Annotated in this window: 20 protein-coding genes; 17 read left to right on the top strand and 3 right to left on the bottom strand. The window is 68.3% G+C overall.

All coding sequences use genetic code 11. The features are described 5' to 3' along the window. Positions 1-12 precede the first annotated feature (12 nt). Complete coding sequence (locus AC3A6Y_RS17925; protein ID WP_487869573.1) at positions 13-774, top strand: SDR family oxidoreductase; 762 nt, start codon at positions 13-15, stop codon at positions 772-774. A 12-nt stretch (positions 775-786) separates the two neighbouring features. On the opposite strand, the gene AC3A6Y_RS17920 is transcribed toward AC3A6Y_RS17925, so the two are convergent. Genes AC3A6Y_RS17920 through AC3A6Y_RS17910 form a run of 3 tightly spaced genes read right to left on the bottom strand, consistent with a single transcriptional unit; the run spans position 787 to position 4,914 of the window. After that, positions 787-2,247: an NAD(P)H-hydrate dehydratase gene (locus tag AC3A6Y_RS17920; protein ID WP_487869572.1), complete on the bottom strand. Its 1,461-nt coding sequence runs from the start codon at positions 2,245-2,247 to the stop codon at positions 787-789. 34 nt (positions 2,248-2,281) lie between these two features. Further along, positions 2,282-3,538 (bottom strand): D-amino acid dehydrogenase, encoded by a 1,257-nt coding sequence (locus AC3A6Y_RS17915; RefSeq protein WP_487869571.1) that lies wholly within the window; start codon positions 3,536-3,538, stop codon positions 2,282-2,284. A 44-nt stretch (positions 3,539-3,582) separates the two neighbouring features. Beyond that, positions 3,583-4,914, bottom strand: coding sequence for an amidase (locus AC3A6Y_RS17910; RefSeq protein WP_487869570.1), 1,332 nt, complete (start codon positions 4,912-4,914; stop codon positions 3,583-3,585). 179 nt (positions 4,915-5,093) lie between these two features. Here AC3A6Y_RS17910 and rpsB point away from each other — a divergent pair, with 179 nt between their 5' ends. The 16 genes from rpsB (at position 5,094) to AC3A6Y_RS17830 (ending at position 20,325) form a co-directional block, all read left to right on the top strand. Continuing rightward, the gene (rpsB, locus tag AC3A6Y_RS17905) at positions 5,094-5,849 is read left to right on the top strand and encodes a 30S ribosomal protein S2 (protein ID WP_487869569.1); all 756 of its coding nucleotides are present in this window, start codon (positions 5,094-5,096) and stop codon (positions 5,847-5,849) included. Positions 5,850-5,961: 112 nt separating this feature from the next. Further along, on the top strand, positions 5,962-6,888 hold the full coding sequence (gene tsf / locus AC3A6Y_RS17900) for a translation elongation factor Ts (RefSeq protein WP_309961658.1): 927 nt from the start codon (positions 5,962-5,964) through the stop codon (positions 6,886-6,888). Between the two features lie 95 nt (positions 6,889-6,983). After that, a complete protein-coding gene (pyrH, locus tag AC3A6Y_RS17895; RefSeq protein ID WP_487869568.1) occupies positions 6,984-7,706 on the top strand; it encodes a UMP kinase in 723 nt (240 codons plus the stop codon). Between the two features lie 12 nt (positions 7,707-7,718). Then, on the top strand, positions 7,719-8,279 hold the full coding sequence (gene frr, locus AC3A6Y_RS17890; protein WP_487869567.1) for a ribosome recycling factor: 561 nt from the start codon (positions 7,719-7,721) through the stop codon (positions 8,277-8,279). Between the two features lies 1 nt (position 8,280). After that, entirely contained in the window at positions 8,281-9,018 is a 738-nt protein-coding gene (uppS, locus tag AC3A6Y_RS17885) for a polyprenyl diphosphate synthase (RefSeq protein WP_487869566.1), read from the top strand. A gap of 5 nt (positions 9,019-9,023) precedes the next feature. After that, complete coding sequence (locus tag AC3A6Y_RS17880; RefSeq protein ID WP_487869565.1) at positions 9,024-9,869, top strand: phosphatidate cytidylyltransferase; 846 nt, start codon at positions 9,024-9,026, stop codon at positions 9,867-9,869. A gap of 5 nt (positions 9,870-9,874) precedes the next feature. Then, on the top strand, positions 9,875-11,056 hold the full coding sequence (ispC, locus tag AC3A6Y_RS17875) for a 1-deoxy-D-xylulose-5-phosphate reductoisomerase (protein ID WP_487869564.1): 1,182 nt from the start codon (positions 9,875-9,877) through the stop codon (positions 11,054-11,056). A gap of 26 nt (positions 11,057-11,082) precedes the next feature. After that, complete coding sequence (gene rseP, locus AC3A6Y_RS17870) at positions 11,083-12,453, top strand: RIP metalloprotease RseP (RefSeq protein ID WP_487869563.1); 1,371 nt, start codon at positions 11,083-11,085, stop codon at positions 12,451-12,453. A gap of 38 nt (positions 12,454-12,491) precedes the next feature. Continuing rightward, positions 12,492-14,909 carry an outer membrane protein assembly factor BamA gene (gene bamA, locus AC3A6Y_RS17865; RefSeq protein ID WP_487869562.1) on the top strand — a complete coding sequence of 806 codons (2,418 nt, stop codon included), beginning with the start codon at positions 12,492-12,494 and terminating at the stop codon, positions 14,907-14,909. Further along, positions 14,909-15,436, top strand: a complete 528-nt coding sequence (locus AC3A6Y_RS17860; protein ID WP_487869561.1) for an OmpH/Skp family outer membrane protein — start codon at positions 14,909-14,911, stop codon at positions 15,434-15,436. The genes bamA and AC3A6Y_RS17860 overlap by 1 nt, the downstream gene beginning before the upstream one ends. A 15-nt stretch (positions 15,437-15,451) precedes the next feature. Then, a complete protein-coding gene (gene lpxD / locus AC3A6Y_RS17855) occupies positions 15,452-16,438 on the top strand; it encodes a UDP-3-O-(3-hydroxymyristoyl)glucosamine N-acyltransferase (RefSeq protein ID WP_487869560.1) in 987 nt (328 codons plus the stop codon). Next, positions 16,435-16,878, top strand: a complete 444-nt coding sequence (fabZ, locus tag AC3A6Y_RS17850) for a 3-hydroxyacyl-ACP dehydratase FabZ (RefSeq protein ID WP_487869559.1) — start codon at positions 16,435-16,437, stop codon at positions 16,876-16,878. The genes lpxD and fabZ overlap by 4 nt, the downstream gene beginning before the upstream one ends. Before the next feature lie 16 nt (positions 16,879-16,894). After that, positions 16,895-17,683 (top strand): acyl-ACP--UDP-N-acetylglucosamine O-acyltransferase, encoded by a 789-nt coding sequence (gene lpxA / locus AC3A6Y_RS17845; protein ID WP_487869558.1) that lies wholly within the window; start codon positions 16,895-16,897, stop codon positions 17,681-17,683. 8 nt (positions 17,684-17,691) lie between these two features. Continuing rightward, positions 17,692-18,843: a lipid-A-disaccharide synthase gene (lpxB, locus tag AC3A6Y_RS17840; RefSeq protein ID WP_487869557.1), complete on the top strand. Its 1,152-nt coding sequence runs from the start codon at positions 17,692-17,694 to the stop codon at positions 18,841-18,843. Beyond that, a complete protein-coding gene (rnhB, locus tag AC3A6Y_RS17835) occupies positions 18,815-19,549 on the top strand; it encodes a ribonuclease HII (protein ID WP_487869556.1) in 735 nt (244 codons plus the stop codon). The genes lpxB and rnhB overlap by 29 nt, the downstream gene beginning before the upstream one ends. Then, a complete protein-coding gene (locus AC3A6Y_RS17830; protein WP_487869555.1) occupies positions 19,546-20,325 on the top strand; it encodes a TrmH family RNA methyltransferase in 780 nt (259 codons plus the stop codon). Before rnhB ends, AC3A6Y_RS17830 begins: the two co-directional genes overlap by 4 nt. Positions 20,326-20,400: the final 75 nt, after the last annotated feature.

The following is a 20,400-nucleotide window of genomic DNA, read 5'->3' as shown; positions in this document are numbered from 1 at the left end:
GGAGAAGCGAAGATGAGTGCAGAGAAGAAGAGCCGCATCGCGATCGTCACGGGCGCAGGCAGCGGCATCGGCCGATCCGCCGCGCTGGCGCTGCTGGGCGACGGCTGGAGCGTGGTGCTGGCGGGCCGGCGGCTGGAGCCGCTGGAGCAGGTGGCCGACGAATCGGGTGCGGGCGCACGTGCCTTCGCGGTGCCGACCGACGTGGCCAATCCCGACTCGGTGCAGGCCCTGTTCGCGGCTGCGGTGGAGCGCTTCGGCCGGGTCGATCTGCTGTTCAACAATGCCGGCGTCGGCAATCCGCCCGGGCCTTTCGAGCAATGGACCCCGGAGCAATGGCGCGGCGTGGTCGACATCAACCTGAACGGGATGTTCTATTGCATCCAGCAGGCTTTCCGCACGATGCAGGCGCAAACGCCCCGCGGCGGCCGCATCATCAACAACGGATCGATCTCGGCCACCGCGCCGCGGCCCAATTCGATGGCCTACACGGCGACCAAGCATGCGGTCGAAGGACTCACCAAGACTGCCTCGCTCGACGGGCGCAAGCACGACATCGCGGTGGGCCAGATCGACGTGGGCAATGCGATGACCGAGTTGGCTGCGCGCATGACCAAGGGCGTGCCGCAGGCCAATGGCGAGATCGCGATCGAGCCGGTGATGGATGTGTCCATCGTCGGCCAGTCAGTGCTCTACATGGCCAACCTGCCGCTGGAAGCCAACGTGCTGTTCCACACGGTGATGGCGACCAAGATGCCCTTCGTCGGGCGAGGCTAGACGCGTTCTTCTTCAGCCGCGCGCCAGCGCGCCGGCGGTGAGCGGCAGGCGTTCGGGCCAACGGTCGGCGCGGTCGCCGTGCAGCCACACCGCTTCGCGGCTGGCATCCATCGCGGGCCGGCCGGTTGCCAGCGCGGCGCCGATCATGCCGGCCAGCACGTCGCCGGTGCCCGCTGTTGCGAGCCGCGCATTGCCGGTGGGGTTGATCACCGGCGTCTCTCCCACCGCGGCCACGATGGTGCCCGAGCCCTTGAGGACGATCGTGGCGCCGAAGCGCTCCGCCAGCCGTTGGGCCGCGCGCAGCCGGTCGGCCTGCACCTCGGCCGTGCCGCAACCCAGCAGGCGCGCCGCTTCGAGGGGATGCGGCGTGAGCACCGTGGCGCGCTCCGTGCACGCGCGTGCGCCGAGCTGCGCCTGCAGGGCGCCGTCGCCGGCGATGGCGTTGAGCGCGTCTGCATCGAGCACCAGCGTCCGGGCTTCCTCGAGCACGCGCGGCAGTACATCGCGGACCGCGGGGCCGCCCCCGCAGCCGCAGACCACGGTCATGGCCGCCAGGTCGATCGCCTCCGGACGCCGGAACATCAGCTCGGGTTGCATCGTGTCGAGCGGCGCAAGCCCGGCATCGAGCGGCGCGACATAGACGCGGCCTGCGCCGGCGTGCAGCGCCGCGGTGGCCGCGAGCAGGGCGGCGCCTGCCATCCCCGGCGCGCCGCCGATGACGACGACATCGCCATAGCTGCCCTTGTGGGAGGCATGCGGCCGCGTCGCGGCGGGCGGCTCGCCGGGCAACCGGGCCGTGGGCGGCTCGGCCCCGGGCACTGAATCCAGGTCATCGAACCACAGATCGCCGGCCGCGTCGCGCCCCTGGGCCGTGAAGAGGCCGGGCTTGAGCGTCAGCAAGCTGAGGCATAGCCGATGGACGCCGCGGGCCGGCCCGGCGGCAGATGCCAGGAAGTCCAGCGACAGCACGCCGGTGTCTGCATTCAAACCGGAAGGCGTGTCCACGCTGAGCACCGGCGCAGGGCCCGCATGCATTCGCCGCAACCAGTCGGCCATGGGGCCCTGCGGCGCTCGGGCGGCACCCAGGCCGAGCAGGGCGTCGATGGCGAGATCGGCATGCGTAGGCGGCGTGTCCGCAAAGCGCACGCCGGCAGCGCGAGCGCGTTGCAGCGAGGCGGCGGCGTCGGCCGGCAGGGGGGTGTTGCTGTCGATGCGGGTGACGACCGGCGCAAAGCCGCGCTGCTGCAATCGCGCTGCCGCCTCGAAGCCATCGCCCCCGTTGTTGCCGGGGCCGCAGGCGATCCAGATCGTGCGCGCGTGCGGCGCGGTCGCCATGGCAAGCCGTGCGACCGCCAGCCCGGCGCGCTGCATCAGCGTGTGCGGCGGCAGGGTGGCCGCAGCCGCCTGCTCGATCCGGCGCGAGGCCGCGACGCCGAACAGCGGGGCAGTGGTGGCGGCAGTGATGCGTTGCATGGCGGGCCCTTTCATCCTGACGTCGGCGCAAGTCCTAGTGTTGCAGCAAACGCTCGATGCCCAGTCCTTCGAGATCGATGCCCGGGTCGCGGCCACCCATCATGTCCGCCAGCACGCGCGCGCTGCCGCAGGACAGCGCCCAGCCGCTGGAGCCGTGGCCCAGGTTGAGCCAGACACCCGGGACGCCGCTCGGACCGATGATGGGCGGCCCGTCCGGAAGCATCGGCCGCGCGCCCTTCCATTGCTGGACGCCGGCCTGAAGGGTCACGGCGCCCGGAAACCAGTCCTGCAGCACCTTGTAGAGCGTCCCCAGTGCGTCGGGATGAAAGCTGTCCAGCGAGCCGCCGAGTTCGGCGCCGCCCGCCACGCGCACGCGCAGGCCGAGGCGCGAGATCGCGACCTTGTAGCGCTCGTCCATCACCGCGCTGCGTGGTGCGTTGAGGGGCTCGCGGATGTTGGCGCTGATCGAGTGCCCGTAGACCGGGGCGAGCGGAATCCGCAAGCCGAGCGGGCGCAGCAGCTTCGCCGAGTCCACGCCGGCGCACACCACCACGGCGTCGAAGCGGTGGCCTTCGGAGCCGCTGGCCAGCCGCACTTCGGTGGGCGCTGCGCGGCTGAGCGGCGCCAGGTCGCAGTTGAAGTGGAACTGCGCGCCCAGCGCCTCGGCCTCCCACTTGAGCAGCAAGGCGAACTGGCGGCAGTTGGCGACCTCGTCGTCCGGCAGATGGATGGCGCCGGCCAGTGCGGTGTCGGCATTGAGCGCGGGCTCGATCCGGCGCGCCTCGTCGGCGTCCACCTCGCGAAAGCTGCTGCCGGCCTGGCGCAGCACCTCGAGGCCGGCCTGCACCAGCTTTTTCTCGCGCTTGGACCGCAGCAGCACCAGGTAGCCGTCGCTGCGTTCGTAGCTGAGCTCCCGCGCCTCGGTGATCTCGTGCAGCCGGGTCCGGCTGTAGAAGGCCAGACGCTGCATGCGCGCGCGGTTGGCCAGGTAGCTCTCGAGCTGGCAGGCGCGCTGCCAGTGCGCCATCCAGCCCAGGTCGCGGCGGCTCAGGGGCCAGCGCAGCTTGACCGCGCCGTGGGTGGAGAGCAGCGAGCGCAGCACCTTGGCGCGCATGCCGGGTGCGGCCCAGGGCGTGACATAGCCGGGCGCGACGACGCCGGCATTGGCGAAGCTGGATTCCTCGGCGGCGGCGCCGCGGCGCTCGAATACCATGACTTCGTGGCCGTCCGAGGCCAATTCCCAGGCGGTGGTGACGCCGATGATGCCGGCGCCCACGATCGCAATTTTCATTCGGTTCTTTGGGGTGAGATAGGAGGCGCGGCCTGCGGGCGATGCTAGTGCCACGCTTGCAATGCGCGTTCCACCTGCAGTGCGATCGCCAGCACTGCATCGTCGTGCAGCGCGGCATGCCAGAGCATGAGGCCCACAGGCAGTTCGCCCTCGGCGTGGCAGGGCAGAGAGATGGCGCAGCCGTCGAGCATGTTCACCACCGACGGGTTGCGCAGCAGCAGCGCGTTGATGCGGAAAAAGGCCTCGTCGCGCTCTGCACCCGGTGCCACCTCGGCGAGGGCTGGCGCCACCATCGGCACTGTTGGCGACAAGAGAGCATCGAAAGGGGCGATCGCGCGTTCCATGCGGCCGATCCAGTCGCTGCGCGCGTGCACGAGGTCGATGTATTCGTGCGCCTTCATCGTCGCGCCCTTGAGGATGCGCTGCGCCACCCGCGGGTCGTAGCCGGCGCCGCTGCGCTCCAGCAGCAGGCGGTGCCAGGCATAGGCCTCGGCGGCGGAGAAGCCGCCGGTGGCATTGATCGAGCGCAGGTCGGCCAGCTCGGGCAGCGCGATCTCGTCGATGCGGACGCCGGCCGCCCGCAGTACGCGCATGGTGCGCTCGAAGGCGCGGGCCACGGCCGGCTCGATCTCGTCGAAGAACAGATCCTTGACCACAGCCAGGCGGTAGGCGGACAGCGGTGCGATGCCGGCGGTGACTCGGCGTGCGGCCAGGATCTCGTGGGCGGTGATGGCGTCGCGCACCGAACGCGTCATGGCGCAGACCGTGTCCAGCGTGGTCGACAGCGGCAGGGCACCCTCCGCCGGCACCAGCCGCGCCGTATTCTTGAAGCCGACGAGCCCGTTCAGCGCCGCCGGGATGCGGATCGAGCCGCCGGTGTCGGAACCCAGTCCGACGAAGGCTGCACCGCTGGCCACCGAGATCGCAGCGCCCGAGGACGAGCCGCCCGGGATGCGCGGCGTGCCCGTATCGCACAGGTTCACGGGCGTGCCGTAATGCGGATTGACCCCGACTCCCGAGAAGGCGAACTCGGTCATGTTGGTGCGGCCCAGCAGGCTGCCGCCTGCGGCGCGCAGCCGGGCCACGGCGGGCGCGTCAGCGCGGGCCGAGGGCGCATGGGCCAGCACCACCGAGCCGGCTGGCGTCGGCTGGCCGGCCAGATCGAACAGGTCCTTGGCCGAAAAGGCGAGTCCGGCCAGGCGCTGCGCGGGCTGCGCCAGCACGGCCGCCTGGCGCGCCTCTTCGAACATCGGGCGGATGAAAGCGTGCTCGCAAGCCAGGGAACTGGCTGCGGCGATGGAATGCTCCATCTCGGTGCGCGCGTCGGAGGCGCCGGCCAGCAGGGACAGGCGGGTGGCGTGCAGGTCAGGGCGCATGGTGTGGGGTGGCTGCGGGCAAGGCGGAAGGGTGGTGGTGCTATACTCTGCGGGTTTCACCCTGGGTCTTTTCCCAGCGCAAAACATATCCGCAAACCAGCCCATTCGAGGTGTTGCGGCCCTCGCGAGAGGACCGCAAAACGGGCTGGATTTTAGACCCAACCTTTGGAGTTATTCCTATGTCGACGACCATGCGCGAAATGCTGGAAGCCGGTGTCCATTTCGGCCACCAAACGCGCTTCTGGAACCCCAAGATGGCCCCGTACATCTTCGGCCATCGCAACAAGATCCACATCATCAACCTGGAAAAAACGCTTCCGATGTTCCAGGAAGCGATGAAGTACGCCAAGCAGCTCACCGCCAACCGCGGCACCATCCTGATGGTGGGCACCAAGCGCCAGGCCCGCGAGATCGTGGCGACCGAGGCGCGCCGCGCCGGCGTCCCCTTCGTCGACACCCGCTGGCTCGGCGGCATGTTGACCAATTTCAAGACCGTCAAGACCTCCATCAAGCGCCTGAAGGACATGAAGGCCCAGCAGGAAGCCGGCCTCGACAACCTCAGCAAGAAAGAGCAGCTGACCTTCACCCGCGAGATCGAGAAGCTCGAGAAGGACATCGGCGGCATCCAGGACATGAGCGCGCTGCCCGACGCCATCTTCGTGATCGACGTGGGCTTCCACAAGATCGCCGTGGCCGAGGCCAAGAAGCTGGGCATCCCGCTGATCGGCGTGGTGGACTCCAACCACTCGCCCGAAGGCATCGACTACGTGATCCCCGGCAACGACGACTCGTCCAAGGCCGTCACGCTGTACGCCCGCGGCATCGCCGATGCGATCATCGAAGGCCGTTCCAGCGCCGCCAGCGACGTGGTCAAGGCCGTGACCGAAGGCAATTCCGATGAGTTCGTCGAGGTCGAAGAGGGTGCCTCGGCCTGATCCGCGCTCGCGAGCGCCTGAAGAAGGGGCTTCGATGCCCCTTTTTTTTAACCTGATTTTCGCGGCGCCCGGTACGGGCCGCCGCAGCTGCTAAACCGAACGGAGAAACAAGATGGCAACAATCACCGCAAGCATGGTCGGCGAACTGCGCGCAAAGACCGACGCCCCGATGATGGAATGCAAGAAGGCGCTGACCGAGGCCGACGGCAACATGGAAAAGGCCGAAGAGCTGCTGCGCATCAAGCTGGGCAACAAGGCCGGCAAGGCATCGAGCCGCATCACGGCCGAGGGCGTGGTGGCCGCCTATGCCGAAGGCGGCGTCGGCGCCATGGTCGAGATCAATTGCGAGACCGACTTCGTCTCCAAGAACGACAGCTTCCTCGCGTTGGCCAACGCGGCGGCGATGCTGGTCGCCAAGCACAACCCGGCCGACCTGGCGGCACTGGCCGCGCTGCCCTACGAACAGGACAGCTTCGGCCCCACGCTGGAAGACGTGCGCAAGGGCCTGATCGGCAAGATCGGCGAGAACATGAGCTTCCGCCGCTTCAAGCGCTTCGCCGGCAATGGCAAGCTCGCCTCCTACCTGCACGGCACGCGCATCGGCGTGATGGTCGAGTTCGAGGGCGACGACACGGCAGCCAAGGACGTGGCGATGCACGTCGCCGCCATGAAGCCCGTCTCGATCGCGAGCTCTGACGTACCGGCCGAGCTGATCGAGAAAGAGCGCGCCGTGGCCGCCGGCAAAGCCGAGGAAGACCGCAAGGCGGCCGAGGCGGCGGGCAAGCAGCCGCAGCCGGCGGACATCGTCGCCAAGCGCATCGAGGGCGGCGTGCAGAAGTACCTCAAGGAGGTTTCGCTGCACAACCAGCCCTTCGTGAAAAACGACAAGCAGACGGTCGAGCAGATGCTCAAGGCCGCCAACACCTCGATCAAGAGCTTCACGCTCTATGTCGTCGGCGAAGGCATCGAGAAGAAGGTCGACGACTTCGCGGCCGAAGTGGCGGCCCAGGTCGCTGCTGCCAAGGCGGCGGCTGCCTGATCGGCGCCACCGGGCGGCGGCGCGCGCTGCGTGCTGCCGCTTCTTCACACACACGTTTTACACTCGCCACGCCACCTCAAAAAAGGAAAACCTCCATGCTCGAAACCCGCCCGGCCCACAAGCGAATCTTGTTGAAGCTGTCGGGCGAGGCCTTGATGGGTGACGATGCCTTCGGCATCAACCGCGCGACCATCGTTCGGATGGTCGAAGAGGTGGCCGAGGTGGTGAACATGGGGGTCGAAGTCGCAGTCGTGATCGGCGGCGGCAACATCTTCCGCGGCGTCGCCGGCGGCTCGGTGGGGATGGACCGCGCGACGGCCGACTACATGGGCATGCTGGCCACCGTGATGAACGCGCTGGCCCTTGCCGACGCCATGAACAAGCAGGGGCTGATCGCCCGCGTGATGTCGGCCATCGCCATCGAGCAGGTGGTGGAGCCCTACGTGCGCCCCAAGGCCCTGCAATACCTCGAGGAGGGCAAGGTCGTGATCTTCGCGGCCGGCACCGGCAACCCCTTCTTCACGACCGACACCGCCGCCGCACTGCGCGGCGCGGAAATCGGCGCGGAGCTGGTGCTCAAGGCCACCAAGGTGGACGGCGTCTATACCTCCGACCCGAAAAAGGACCTCGACGCGAAGCGCTACACGCGCCTGAGCTTCGACGAGGCCATTGCGCAGAATCTCGGCATCATGGACGCCACGGCCTTCGCGCTGTGCCGCGACCAGAACCTGCCGATCAAGGTGTTCTCGATCTTCAAGCACGGCGCGCTCAAGCGCGTCGTGATGGGCGAGGACGAGGGCACGCTGGTGCATGCCTAGGAGCAAGAGAAGATGACCATTGCCGATATCCGCAGCGCGACCGACGCCAAGATGAACCAGTCGATCGCCGCATTCCAGAACAACCTCACGAAGATCCGCACCGGCCGCGCAAATCCTGCGCTGCTGGATTCGATCCATGTCGAGTACTACGGCTCCTCGGTGCCGCTGTCGCAGGTGGCGAACGTGGCGCTGATCGACTCGCGGACCATCAGCGTGCAGCCCTGGGAAAAGGGCATGGGCGCCAAGATAGAGAAGGCCATCCGCGAGAGCGACCTGGGCCTGAACCCGGCTTCGATGGGCGACCTGATCCGCGTGCCGATGCCTCCGATGAGCGAGGAGCGCCGCAAGGAGATGACCAAGCTGGTTCGCACCGAGGGCGAGAACGCCAAGATCGCGACGCGCAACCTGCGCCGCGATGCCAACGATGCGATCAAGAAGCTGGTCAAGGAGAAGCTGGCGTCGGAAGACGACCAGAAGCGCGCCGAGGCCGAGATCCAGAAGGTGACCGATCGCCATATCACGGAGATCGATCGCCTGGTGGCGGCCAAAGAGGCGGAGATCATGGCCGTCTGAGATGAGCAATCCAAGCGCCGCCGTGCCCCACCACATCGCCATCGTCATGGACGGCAATGGACGCTGGGCCACGCGCCGCTTCCTGCCGCGGGTGGCCGGCCACAAGCAGGGCGTGGAATCGCTGCGCCGTTGCGTCAAGGCCTGCGCCGATCGCGGCGTGGGCGTGCTGACGGTGTTCGCCTTCTCTTCCGAGAACTGGAACCGTCCGGTCGAGGAGGTGTCGGGCCTCATGGACCTCATGGTCATCGCGCTCGGCCGCGAAGTACCCAAGCTCTGCCAGGACGGCGTGCGCCTGCACTTCGTCGGCGAGCGCGGCGGCCTGTCCGAGAAGATTGCCGCAGGCCTGGTGCAGGCGGAAGCCGCCACCGCCCATAACACGCGGCTGGTGCTCAATGTCTGCTTCAACTACGGCGGGCGCTGGGACATCGCGCGCGCCGCGGCCCAGCTCGCCGCGCGCGGTGAGCCGCTGACCGAGGCCAACCTCGACGCGGCGATGGCGCTGTCGCACGTTCCCGACCCTGACCTCGTCATCCGCACCGGCGGCGAGCAGCGGCTGTCGAACTTCCTGCTGTGGCAGAGCGCCTACGCCGAGCTCTTCTTCAGCGATCGCCTCTGGCCCGAGTTCGACGAGGCCGCGCTGGACGAGGCCATCGACGCCTACCGGCGCCGCGAGCGCCGTTTCGGCCAGACCTCCGCGCAGTTGGTGGGCGGCGCGCGGCACGATCCCCAGGCCGCCTGAGCGCAATGCTCAAACAACGCATCATCACTGCGGTCGTCCTCCTGGCGATCCTGCTGCCTGCGCTCTTCTATCCCTCGCCTCTGCCCTTCGGCTGCGTGATGCTGGCGCTGATCGCGGCTGCGACGTGGGAGTGGGGGCGGCTCAACGGCTACTCCTCGCGCATGTCGCTCTTCTTCGGTGTCGAGATGGCGTTGCTGTGCGTGCTGTCCTGGTGGCTCGGCCTGCTCGAGCGGCCGCTGCTGATCGTCTGGATCATCGCCAGCGCGGCCTGGGTGCTCGGCGGCGCGGCCTTGCTGCGCGCCGCCGTGCCGGGCTGGCCGCGTGTGCCTCGCGGCCTGCGCCTGGTGGGTGGCATGCTGGTGCTCTGGGTGGCTTGGCTCGCGGTGGTGAAGGCCCGCATGGAGGGCATCAATTTCCTGCTGTCGATCCTCGTGCTGGTGTGGGTGGCCGATGTGTTCGCCTATTTCGCCGGCCGGGCGTTCGGCCTTCGATTCACCCGCGGCAAGCTCGCGCCCAGCATCAGTCCCGGCAAGAGCTGGGAGGGGGTCTGGGGCGGCATGCTCGGTGTCGTCGTGCTGGCGCTGGCCTGGGTCTGGGCGGACGCGGCAGCGCGCGCGGGCGTGGCCAGCCTCTACACGCGGCTGGCCGAGCGCGGCTGGTGGCTGCTGCTGATCGGCGTTCTGTTCCTGGCGGCGATGAGCGTGGTCGGCGACCTGGTCGAATCGCTGGTCAAACGCAGTGCCGGCGCCAAGGACAGCAGCGCGCTGCTGCCGGGCCATGGCGGCGTGCTCGACCGGGTCGATGCGCTGCTGCCCACGCTGCCCATCGCGATGATGCTGGCCTTCCTATGAACGGCATGAAACGACAACGCATCACCGTGCTGGGTTCGACCGGCTCGGTCGGCGTCAGCACGCTCGACGTGATCGCGCGGCATCCCGAGCGCTTCGAAGTCTTCGCGCTGTCGGCATCCACCAAGGTCGACGAACTGCTGGCCCAGTGCCAGCGCTTCACGCCGAGATTCGCGGTCATGGCCAGCGCGCCGCATGCCCGGCTGCTGGTCGACAAGCTGCGGCACAGCGGGCTGCGCACGGAGGTGCTGCAGGGCGCGGGCGCCATCGAAAGCATCGCCTCGCACGAGGACTGCGATGCCGTCATGGCCGCCATCGTCGGCGCCGCCGGCCTGGGCCCCTGCCTGGCCGCAGCCCGCGCCGGCAAGCGGCTTCTGCTGGCCAACAAGGAGGCCCTGGTGGTCGGGGGTGAGCTCTTCATGCGCACGGTGCGCGAGGGCAAGGCGACCTTGCTGCCCATCGACAGCGAGCATTCCGCCATCTTCCAGTCGCTGCCGGAGGACCCGGCCACTTGGCCGCGGCGCATCGACAAGATCATCCTGACTGCCTCCGGCGGCCCGTTCCGCACGCGCGCGCCGGAAACGCTCGCGGCCGTCACGCCGGAGCAGGCCTGCGCCCATCCGAACTGGGTCATGGGCCGCAAGATCTCGGTGGATTCGGCCACGATGATGAACAAGGCGCTCGAGGTGATCGAGGCGCGCCATCTCTTCGGCGTGGCGCCGGAGCAGATCGAGGTCGTGATCCATCCGCAGAGCGTGGTGCATTCGATGGTCCAGTTCACCGACGCTTCGGTCATCGCACAACTCGGCACGCCCGACATGCGGGTGCCCATTGCCGTCGGGCTGGCGTGGCCAGAGCGCATCGAGAGCGGCGCGGCGCCTCTCGACTTCCGTCAACTGGCCGCGCTGACCTTCGACACCCCGGACGCCCAGCTCTTCCCTGGCCTGGGCCTCGCCTGGCATGCGCTGCGCGCGGCGCCGGGCACGACCGCGGTGCTCAATGCAGCCAACGAGGTCGCGGTCGACGCCTTCCTGCACCATCGCCTGCGCTTCGATCGCATCCATGCCGTGAACATGGAAACTTTGGAAGCGGTGCTGCCCTCCAATCCGGCATCGCTGGCCGACCTGCTGGCGCTGGACGCCTGCGCGAGAGCCGCTGCCGATGCGGCGGCGTTGCGCTTCGCGGCCTGACGCTTTCCCAGAACCAGGGGACTTCCATGCTCACCGTCGTCGCCTTCATCGTCGCCCTGGCCCTGCTGATTGCCGTGCATGAGTACGGCCACTACCGCGTGGCGGTGGCGTGCGGCGTCAAGGTGCTGCGCTTCTCCATCGGCTTCGGCCACACGCTCTTCAGCTGGAAGCCCAGGCGCCAGCATCCCGGGCAGGACACGGAGTTCGTGATCGCGGCCTTTCCCCTCGGCGGCTACGTGAAGATGCTCGACGAGCGCGAGGGGCCTGTGGCGCCTGAGGAGCGGCACCGCGCCTTCAACACCCAGCCGCTGCGCTTCCGCACCGCCATCGTGGCCGCGGGGCCCATCGCCAATCTGCTTCTGGCCGTGGTGCTCTACACGGCGGTCAACTGGATCGGCGTCGAGGAGCCCGTGGCCAAGCTCGCGCGCCCTGTGGCTGCGTCGCTGGCCGAGCAGGCCGGGCTGCGCGGCGGCGAGCATGTCGCGCGCGCCGGCTTCGACGGCGAGCTCGAGCCGGTGCAGTCCTTCGAGGACCTGCGTTGGCGCATCACGCGCGGTGCGCTCGACGGCCGCGACCTCACGCTCGAAATCGCGGGCGAGGGTGGACGGCCGTCGCGCGACATCGTGCTGCCGCTCAGCCGGATCGCTGCCAAGGATGCCGACGCGCAGATGTTCCGCAAGATCGGCGTGGTCGCGCCGCTGACCCGGCCCGAGATCGGCGAAGTGGTGGCGGGCGGCGCGGCCGAGCGCGCGGGCCTGCGCAACGGCGATCTGGTGCGAGCGGTGGGGCCCATCGCCATCGTCGACGGCCAGCAGCTGCGCGAGGTGATCCGTGCTTCGGTCGACGACGGCCAGCCGCGCACGCAGGTGTGGCAGATCGAGCGCGGCGGCCGGCAGGAGCGCATCGAGGTCACGCCCGAGGTGCGCGAGGAGGGCGGCAGCAAGTTCGGCCGCGTCGGCGCCTACGTGGGCTCGCCGCCGGAAATGGTGACGGTGCGGCAGGGCGTGGTGGACGGCATTTGGCGCGGTGTTGTGCGCACCTGGGAAGTGTCGGCGCTGACCGTGCGCATGATGGGCAAGATGCTGATCGGCGAAGCCTCGATCAAGAACCTCAGCGGACCGCTGACCATCGCCGACTACGCGGGCAAGTCCGCCAGCCTCGGATTCACGCAATACCTCGTGTTTCTGGCCCTCATCAGCGTGAGCCTCGGGGTGCTGAACCTCATGCCGCTGCCGGTCCTCGATGGAGGACACCTGATGTATTATCTTTGGGAGGGCCTGACCGGCAGGAGCGTCTCCGACGCTTGGATGGAACGGCTCCAGCGCGGCGGTGTCGCGTTGCTGCTGGTCATGATGTCGATCGCCATCTTCAACGATGTGACTCGACTCTTTGGTTAACTATCTGTCGGCCCTTTCCGCGCCGGCGCAATTCACTGATGAACAAGAAATACAGTCGCTTTCGCCTGCGCAGCGTTGCCATGCTGGTCGCCAGCGCGCTCTCTGCCACCGCCGCCTGGGCCATCGATCCCTTCACGGTGCGTGACATCCGGGTCGAAGGCCTGCAGCGCGTCGAACCCGGCACCATCTTCGCTTCGCTGCCCCTTCGCGTGGGCGACACCTACAACGACGAGCGCGGCTCCGCCGCCATCCGCGCCCTGTTCGACCTGGGCTTGTTCAAGGACGTGCGCATCGACGTCAGCGGCGATGTCCTCGTGGTCATCGTGGAAGAGCGTCCCACCATCGCCGACGTCGACTTCGTCGGCACCAAGGAATTCGACAAGGCCGCGCTGCAGAAGGCGCTGCGCGAAGTCGGGCTGGCCGACGGCCGTCCCTACGACAAGGCCCTGGCCGACCGCGCCGAGCAGGAGCTCAAGCGCCAGTACATCAGCCGCAGCCTCTACAACGCCCAGGTGGTGACCACCGTCACCCCCATCGAGCGCAACCGCGTCAATCTCACCTTCACCGTCACCGAGGGCGAGCCCGCGCGCATCCGCGAGGTCCACATCGTGGGCAACAAGGCCTTCAGCGAGGGCACCCTGCTCGATCTCTTCGACCAGGACTCGGGCGGCTGGATGAGCTGGTACACCAAGAGCAACCAATACTCGCGCGCCAAGCTCAACGCCGACCTCGAGACTCTGCGCTCCTACTACATCACCCGCGGCTACCTGGAGTTCCGCATCGACTCCACCCAGGTGGCGATCTCCCCGGACCGCCAGGACCTGAGCATCACGGTGAACATCACCGAGGGCGAGAAGTTCGTCGTGTCCGGCGTCAAGCTGGAGGGCAACTACCTGGGCCGCGACGACGAGTTCAAGTCGCTGGTGACCATCCAACCCGGAGAGCCCTACAACGGCGAGCAGGTCACCGAGACCACCAAGGCCTTCACCGACTACTTCGGCACCTTCGGCTATGCCTTCGCGCGGGTGCAGGCCGAGCCTGAGATCGACCGGGTGAACAACCGCGTCGCGCTGACCCTGAAGGCGGAGCCCGCGCGGCGGGTGTACGTGCGGCGGGTGGCGGTCGGGGGCAACAACAAGACGCGCGACGAGGTGATCCGGCGCGAGTTCCGCCAGTACGAGGCTTCGTGGTACGACGGCGACAAGATCAAGCTGTCGCGCGACCGGGTGGACCGGCTGGGCTTCTTCACCGAAGTGAACGTGGAGACCCAGGAGGTGCCGGGCTCGCCGGACCAGGTGGACCTGACGGTCAATGTGGCCGAGAAGCCCACCGGTACGCTGCAGCTGGGTGCCGGCTTCTCGAGCGCCGAGAAGGTGTCCCTCACCTTCGGCATTGCGCAGGAAAACGTGTTCGGCTCCGGCAACTACCTGGGCTTGCAGGTCAACACCAGCAAGTACGCCCGCACGCTCTCGCTCACGACCACCGATCCGTACTTCACCAAGGACGGCATCTCCCGAACCTTCGCCGTGTTCCACAACACGACGCGCCCCTACTACAGCGTGGACGGCGACTACAAGCTGGTGAACGAAGGCGGCACCGTGCGCTTCGGCGTGCCCTTCAGCGAGGTCGACACGGTCTTCTTCGGCATCGGCCTGGAACGCTACCGCTTCGATCCGGGCGGCAACGTCGCCTACCTGACCCCGCAGTCGTACCGCACCTATTTCGGCTGTACCACTAACCCGCAGGGCTTCGTCACCGAATGCTCCAACGACAGCGTCTGGGGCGTGCCGCTGTCCGTGGGCTGGTCGCGCGACGATCGCGACAGCGCGCTGGTGCCGACCCGCGGCAAGCTGCAGCGCGCCAATCTCGAGATCGGCGCCGGCGGCGACATGAAGTACTGGAAGTCCAGCTACTCGTACCAGCAGTTTTTCCCGATCAGCAAGCAGTACACCTTCGCGATCAACGGCGAAGTCGGTTACGCCAGGCCCTATGGCGGCAAGCCTTACCCGATCTTCAAGAACTTCTACGCCGGCGGCCTGGGTTCGGTGCGCGGCTTCGAGCAGAACTCGCTCGGCCCGCGCGACGTGCCGCTGTTCGGGCAGACCGAGGGCGCTGCGCTCGGGGGCACCAAGAAGGCGATCTTCAACATGGAGCTCAGCACGCCCTTTCCGGGCGCCGGCAACGACCGCACGCTGCGCCTCTATGGCTTCTTCGACGTCGGCAACGTGTTCGCCCAATCCCGCGCCGCGAACCTCACGGACGCGCAATGGAAGGCGCAGAAGAAGCTGCGCGCCTCGGTCGGCCTGGGCATCAGCTGGATCTCGCCGCTGGGGCCCCTGCGCCTGGCGTACGCCATCCCGGTGAAGCAGCAGAAGGAAGACCTGAGCGACCCCTTGAATCCGATCCCGAAGGATAGAATTCAACGCCTGCAATTCCAGATCGGAACCTCCTTCTAATGACTCCTTTGCTTCGTGCCGCCGGTGCGCTGCTCATCTCCGTTCTTGCGTTCGCGGGTGCGCCCGCGCTGGCGCAGGAATCCTTCCGCATCGGTTTCGTCAATCCCGATCGCGTGCTGCGCGAGGCGCAGCCTGCCAAGGCCGCACAAGCGAAACTCGAGTCGGAATTCCTGAAGCGCGAGAAAGACCTTCAGACGCAGGGCGAAGCGCTCAAGGTGGCCTCCGAGAAGTTCGAGCGCGAGGCGCCGACCCTGTCCGAGAGCCAGCGCACCACGCGCCAGCGCTCCCTCGTCGACCAGGACCGCGACTTCCAGCGCCGCCGCCGCGAGTTTCAGGAAGACCTCAACGCCCGCAAGAACGAAGAGCTGCAGCAGGTCTACGAGCGCGCCAACCGCGTGGTCAAGCAGGTGGCCGAGGCCGAGAAGTACGACGCGATCCTGCAGGAGGCGATCTACATCAATCCCAAGCACGACATCACCGAGAAGGTGATCAAGGCACTGAACGCGTCCGTTGCCGGCGGCAAGTGAGGCCAGTGAACTCGTGTGGCACTTCGGCTAGGCGCAATCGTTGAAGCCCTCGGGGGCGAGCTGCAGGGCGATCCTGCGCTGTCGATCGAGCGCCTGGCGCCGCTGGCGACCGCGCAGGCCGATGCGCTCAGCTTCCTGAGCCACTCCAAGTACCAGAAACAGCTCGCGGCCTCGAAGGCCGGCTGCGTCATCGTGTCGCCGGCAATGCGCGCCGCGGCGGCGCAGCGCGGCGCGTTCATCGTGACGCCCGATCCCTATCTGTACTTTGCCCGGCTGACCCAGCTCTGGAAGCGGTCCCACGCGAAGCCGGAGCGTGCGCGCATCCATCCAAGCGCGGTGATCGACCCCGACGCACAGATCGACCCGACGGCCCACATCGGTGCGCTGTGCGTGGTGGAGCGCGGCGCGCGCATCGGCGCGCAGACCGTGCTCAAGTCCAGGGTGACCGTGAGCGAGGATTGCATCGTCGGCGCGCGCTGCCTGCTGCACCCCGGCGTGGTGATCGGGGCCGATGGCTTCGGGCTCGCACCGCACCAGGGCACCTGGATCAAGATCGAGCAGCTCGGCGCGGTGCGCATCGGCGACGACGTCGAGATCGGCGCCAACACCTGCATCGACCGCGGTGCGCTCGAAGACACGGTGATCGAGGACGGCGTCAAGCTCGACAACCTGATCCAGATCGGGCACAACGTGCGGGTCGGCAAGAACACCGCCATGGCCGGCTGCGTCGGCGTGGCGGGCAGCGCCGACATCGGCGCGAATTGCACCATCGGCGGCGGCGCGATCGTGCTGGGTCACCTGAAGATGGCGGACGGGGTGCACATCTCGGCCGCGACGGTGGTCACGCGCTCCATACTCAAGCCGGGCCAGTACACCGGCATGTTTCCCATCGACGACAATGCCGCGTGGGAGAGAAACGCCGCGACCCTCAAACAACTGCACGCCCTGCGGGAGCGCCTCAAGGCGCTGGAAAAATCGGCGATGCAGGACAAGCCATCATGAAGCTCGACATCCATCAGATCCTCAAACTACTGCCCCACCGCTACCCCTTCCTTCTGGTGGACCGCGTGCTCGAGATGGAAAAGGGCAAACGCATCAAGGCGCTCAAGAACGTGACCATGAACGAGCCCTTCTTCAATGGCCACTTCCCGCACCGCCCGGTGATGCCGGGCGTGCTGATGCTGGAGGCGATGGCGCAGGCCGCGGCGCTGCTGTCCTTCCATTCGCTGGACATCGTCCCGGACGACAACACCGTGTACTACTTTGCGGCCATCGACGGCGCGCGCTTCAAGCGTCCGGTGGAGCCGGGCGACCAGCTCACGCTGGAGGTCGAGATCGAGCGCATGAAGGCCGGCATCTCCAAGTTCAAGGGTCGGGCCCTGGTCGGCAGGGAGCTGGCCTGCGAGGCCAGCCTGATGTGCGCCATGCGCCAGATCAGCTGATGCTGCTCGAACAGGCATGACCCAGGTTCATTCGACGGCCATCGTCGACCCCCAGGCCCAGCTCGACCCGACGGTCAGCATCGGCCCGTATTCCGTGATCGGCCCGCATGTGCGGGTCGGCGCCGGCACCACGATCGGATCGCATTGCGTGATCGAGGGCCGCACCACCATCGGCAGCGACAACAGGATCTTCCAGTTCGCTTCGCTCGGCGCAATTCCGCAGGACAAGAAGTACGCGGGCGAGCCCACCGAGCTGGTCATCGGCGACCGCAACACCATCCGCGAGTTTTGCACCTTCAACATCGGGGTGCCGGGAGCAGGCGGCGTCACGCGCGTGGGCAGCGACAACTGGATCATGGCCTACACGCACATCGCGCACGATTGCCGGGTCGACAACCACACCACGCTGGCCAACAACACCACGCTGGCCGGGCACGTGCACCTGGCTGACTGGGTCACGGTGGGGGGGCTGACCGGCATCCACCAGTTCGTCTCGGTCGGCGCCCACGCCATGATCGGTTTCGCCAGCGCGGTGGCGCAGGACGTGCCGCCCTTCATGCTGGTCGACGGCAATCCGCTCGCGGTGCGCGGCTTCAATGTCGTCGGCCTTCGCAGGCGCGATTTCTCGGCGGCGCGCATCGCGGCCGTCAAGCAGATGCACCGGCTGCTCTACCGTCAGGGCAAGACCCTGGAGGAAGCCCGCGCTGCCATCGAGGCACTGGCCGTGGAAATACCCGAAGCGGCGGCCGACGTCGACCTGATGAAAGCCTTTTTGGCCAGCGCCACGCGCGGCATCGTGCGCTGAGGAGCCGGATGGCGCAGGAGGAGACACGGCAGCGCTTTGCGCTGGTTGCGGGCGAGGCCTCGGGCGATCTGCTCGCCGGCCTGCTGCTGGATGGCTTGAAGACCCGCTGGCCGCAGATGCAGGCCGTCGGCATCGGCGGCCCGCAGATGCTGAGGCGCGGCTTCGAGAGCTGGTGGCCGCAGGAAAAGCTGGCCGTGCGCGGCTATGTCGAGGTGCTGCGCCACTACGCCGAGATCGCCGGCATCCGGCGCCAGCTCAAGGCTCGGCTGCTGCGTGAAGGGGCCGAGCTCTTCATCGGTGTCGATGCGCCGGACTTCAACCTCGATCTCGAAGCAGGCTTGCGCGAACGCGGCATGAAGACGGCCCATTTCGTCTGCCCTTCGATCTGGGCCTGGCGGCCGGAGCGCGTGCAGAAGCTGCGCGCAGCCGTCGACCACGTGCTGTGCATCTTCCCCTTCGAGCCCGCCCTCCTGGCGAAGCAGGGGATCGCTGCCAGTTACGTCGGCCATCCGCTCGCCAATGTGATCCCGATGGCGCCGGACCGGGCTGCCGCGCGCACGGCGCTCGGCCTCGACGCCGAGGCCCCGGTGGTGGCCCTGCTGCCGGGCAGCCGGCGTTCCGAGCTGCGCTACCTGGGCGACCGCTTCCTCGCCGCCGCGGCGCTGATGCAGCAGGCCCGGCCCGAGTTGCGCTTCGTCCTGCCCGCGCTGCCGAGCCTGCGCGGCGAGGTCGAGCAACTGATCGCGGGGAGCGCGATGAAGGGCCGGGTGCAGCTGATCGACGGCCGCTCTCATGCCGCGCTCGCCGCCTGCGACGTCACGCTGATCGCCAGCGGCACCGCCACCCTCGAGGCTGCGCTCTTCAAGCGGCCGATGGTGATCGCCTACAACATGAACCCGATGTCCTGGGCCCTGATGCGGCGCAAGCAGCTGCAGCCTTGGGTCGGACTGCCCAACATCCTGTGCGGCGAATTCGTCGTGCCGGAGCTCATCCAGGAGGCGGCCACGCCCCAGGGCCTGGCCGAAGCGACGCTGGCCTGGCTCGCCGCGCCGGACAAGGTTCACGCCTTGCAACAACGTTTTTCCGCGCTGCACGCCGAATTGCAGCGAGATACGCCGACACTGTGCGCCGATGCGATCCAGAAAGTTCTTGAAGGCTGAACAGGCCAAGCTCGCATGGGATGCGCCGGGCCTGGTGGCCGGCGTCGACGAGGCCGGGCGCGGCCCGCTGGCCGGGCCGGTGGTGGCCGCGGCCGTGATCCTGGACGACCAGCGGCCGATCCGCGGCCTGGCCGATTCGAAGGTGCTCACGCCCCTGCAGCGCGAGCGGCTCAACGACCAGATCCTGGCCAAGGCTCTGTGCTGCTCGGTGGCCCAGGCCAGCGTCGAGGAGATCGACGAGCACAACATCCTGGGCGCCACCATGCTGGCGATGAAGCGGGCGGTCGAAGGCCTGCGGCTGAAGCCGGCCAAGGTGCTGGTCGACGGCAACCGGCTGCCCCGGCTGGAGGTGCTGGCCGAGGCGGTCATCGGCGGCGATGCCATCGTCAAATCGATCTCGGCCGCCTCGATCCTGGCCAAGGTGCATCGCGACCGGTTGTGCGAGCAGCTGCACGCCGAATTCCCGCATTACGGCTTCGCGGCGCACAAGGGCTACAGCACGCCCGAGCATCTGGAGGCGCTGCTGCGCCACGGCGCCTGCGTGCATCATCGCCGCACCTTCAGCCCGGTGGCCGCCGCGCTGGCGCGCGCGGCCGGCGCGGAGATCCCGCTCGCTGCCGTGGCGGGCGAACTGCTCGTCGAAACGCTGCAGGTCGAGACGGTGCAGGTCGAGACGGTGCAGGTCGAGCTGCGGCCCGCGCCATGACTGCGGCCGAACCCAGCCACATCAGCTCCCGGGACAACCCGCTTCTCAAGGAACTGCGCAAGCTGGCGCACGACCCGGGCGCCTACCGCAGGGCGGGCCGCGTCTGGCTGGAAGGCGATCACCTGTGCCGGTCGGCGCGCGACCGCGGCGTGCATGCCGCCATCGCCGTTTTCACCGAATCGGCCTGGCCGACGGCACGCCACGCGTGGGCCGGCGCGTCGGACAAGATCGTGGTGGTCGCCGACGCGCTGCTGGCGGGCGTGAGCGGCCTGGAATCGCCCGCGGCGATGGGCTTCGTGCTCGACCTGCCGGCGCCGCCGCCGATCGCCCCCGGTGCGGCCACGGTGGTGCTCGACCGCCTGCAGGACGCCGGCAACGTCGGCTCCATCCTGCGCAGCGCGGCGGCCTTCGGCTTCGCCCAGGTGATCGCGCTCAAGGGCACGGCGGCGCTGTGGTCGCCCAAGGTGCTGCGCGCCGGCATGGGCGCGCACTTCGGATTGCGGCTGGTCGAAGGTGCCGAGCCCGAGGCGCTCGAGGCGCTGGCCGTGCCCTGCGTCGCGACCAGCTCGCACCGCGGCGAATGGCTGCACCGGGCCCGGCTGCCCCATCCCTGCGCCTGGCTGATGGGCCACGAAGGGCAGGGCCTTTCGGCCGCTCTGGAAGCCCGCGCGAGCCTTCAGGTGCGCATCGCGCAGCCGGGCGGCGAGGAGTCGCTCAACGTGGCCGCCGCGGCCGCGATCTGCCTGCACGCAAGCGCGGCAGCGGCCGAGGGATAAGGCGGCCCGGGCTATAATCAAGGGCTTTCCCGCTCACACCTCGCCCATAGCGCACGCAAGCCAACTCCTCGACGA

The organism is Variovorax sp. Soil_C_17, from assembly GCF_057657265.1.
The sequence above is the reverse complement of the archived record's forward strand: the minus strand, read 5'-3'. Positions and strand labels throughout refer to the sequence as shown.

Coding starts and splice junctions, on each gene's coding strand:
- AC3A6Y_RS17925 (WP_487869573.1), top strand. CDS start 13: ATGAGTGCAGAGAAGAAGAGCCGCATCGCGATCGTCACGGGCGCAGGC.
- AC3A6Y_RS17920 (WP_487869572.1), bottom strand. CDS start 2,247: ATGCAACGCATCACTGCCGCCACCACTGCCCCGCTGTTCGGCGTCGCG.
- AC3A6Y_RS17915 (WP_487869571.1), bottom strand. CDS start 3,538: ATGAAAATTGCGATCGTGGGCGCCGGCATCATCGGCGTCACCACCGCC.
- AC3A6Y_RS17910 (WP_487869570.1), bottom strand. CDS start 4,914: ATGCGCCCTGACCTGCACGCCACCCGCCTGTCCCTGCTGGCCGGCGCC.
- rpsB (WP_487869569.1), top strand. CDS start 5,094: ATGTCGACGACCATGCGCGAAATGCTGGAAGCCGGTGTCCATTTCGGC.
- tsf (WP_309961658.1), top strand. CDS start 5,962: ATGGCAACAATCACCGCAAGCATGGTCGGCGAACTGCGCGCAAAGACC.
- pyrH (WP_487869568.1), top strand. CDS start 6,984: ATGCTCGAAACCCGCCCGGCCCACAAGCGAATCTTGTTGAAGCTGTCG.
- frr (WP_487869567.1), top strand. CDS start 7,719: ATGACCATTGCCGATATCCGCAGCGCGACCGACGCCAAGATGAACCAG.
- uppS (WP_487869566.1), top strand. CDS start 8,281: ATGAGCAATCCAAGCGCCGCCGTGCCCCACCACATCGCCATCGTCATG.
- AC3A6Y_RS17880 (WP_487869565.1), top strand. CDS start 9,024: ATGCTCAAACAACGCATCATCACTGCGGTCGTCCTCCTGGCGATCCTG.
- ispC (WP_487869564.1), top strand. CDS start 9,875: ATGAAACGACAACGCATCACCGTGCTGGGTTCGACCGGCTCGGTCGGC.
- rseP (WP_487869563.1), top strand. CDS start 11,083: ATGCTCACCGTCGTCGCCTTCATCGTCGCCCTGGCCCTGCTGATTGCC.
- bamA (WP_487869562.1), top strand. CDS start 12,492: ATGAACAAGAAATACAGTCGCTTTCGCCTGCGCAGCGTTGCCATGCTG.
- AC3A6Y_RS17860 (WP_487869561.1), top strand. CDS start 14,909: ATGACTCCTTTGCTTCGTGCCGCCGGTGCGCTGCTCATCTCCGTTCTT.
- fabZ (WP_487869559.1), top strand. CDS start 16,435: ATGAAGCTCGACATCCATCAGATCCTCAAACTACTGCCCCACCGCTAC.
- lpxA (WP_487869558.1), top strand. CDS start 16,895: ATGACCCAGGTTCATTCGACGGCCATCGTCGACCCCCAGGCCCAGCTC.
- lpxB (WP_487869557.1), top strand. CDS start 17,692: ATGGCGCAGGAGGAGACACGGCAGCGCTTTGCGCTGGTTGCGGGCGAG.
- rnhB (WP_487869556.1), top strand. CDS start 18,815: ATGCGATCCAGAAAGTTCTTGAAGGCTGAACAGGCCAAGCTCGCATGG.
- AC3A6Y_RS17830 (WP_487869555.1), top strand. CDS start 19,546: ATGACTGCGGCCGAACCCAGCCACATCAGCTCCCGGGACAACCCGCTT.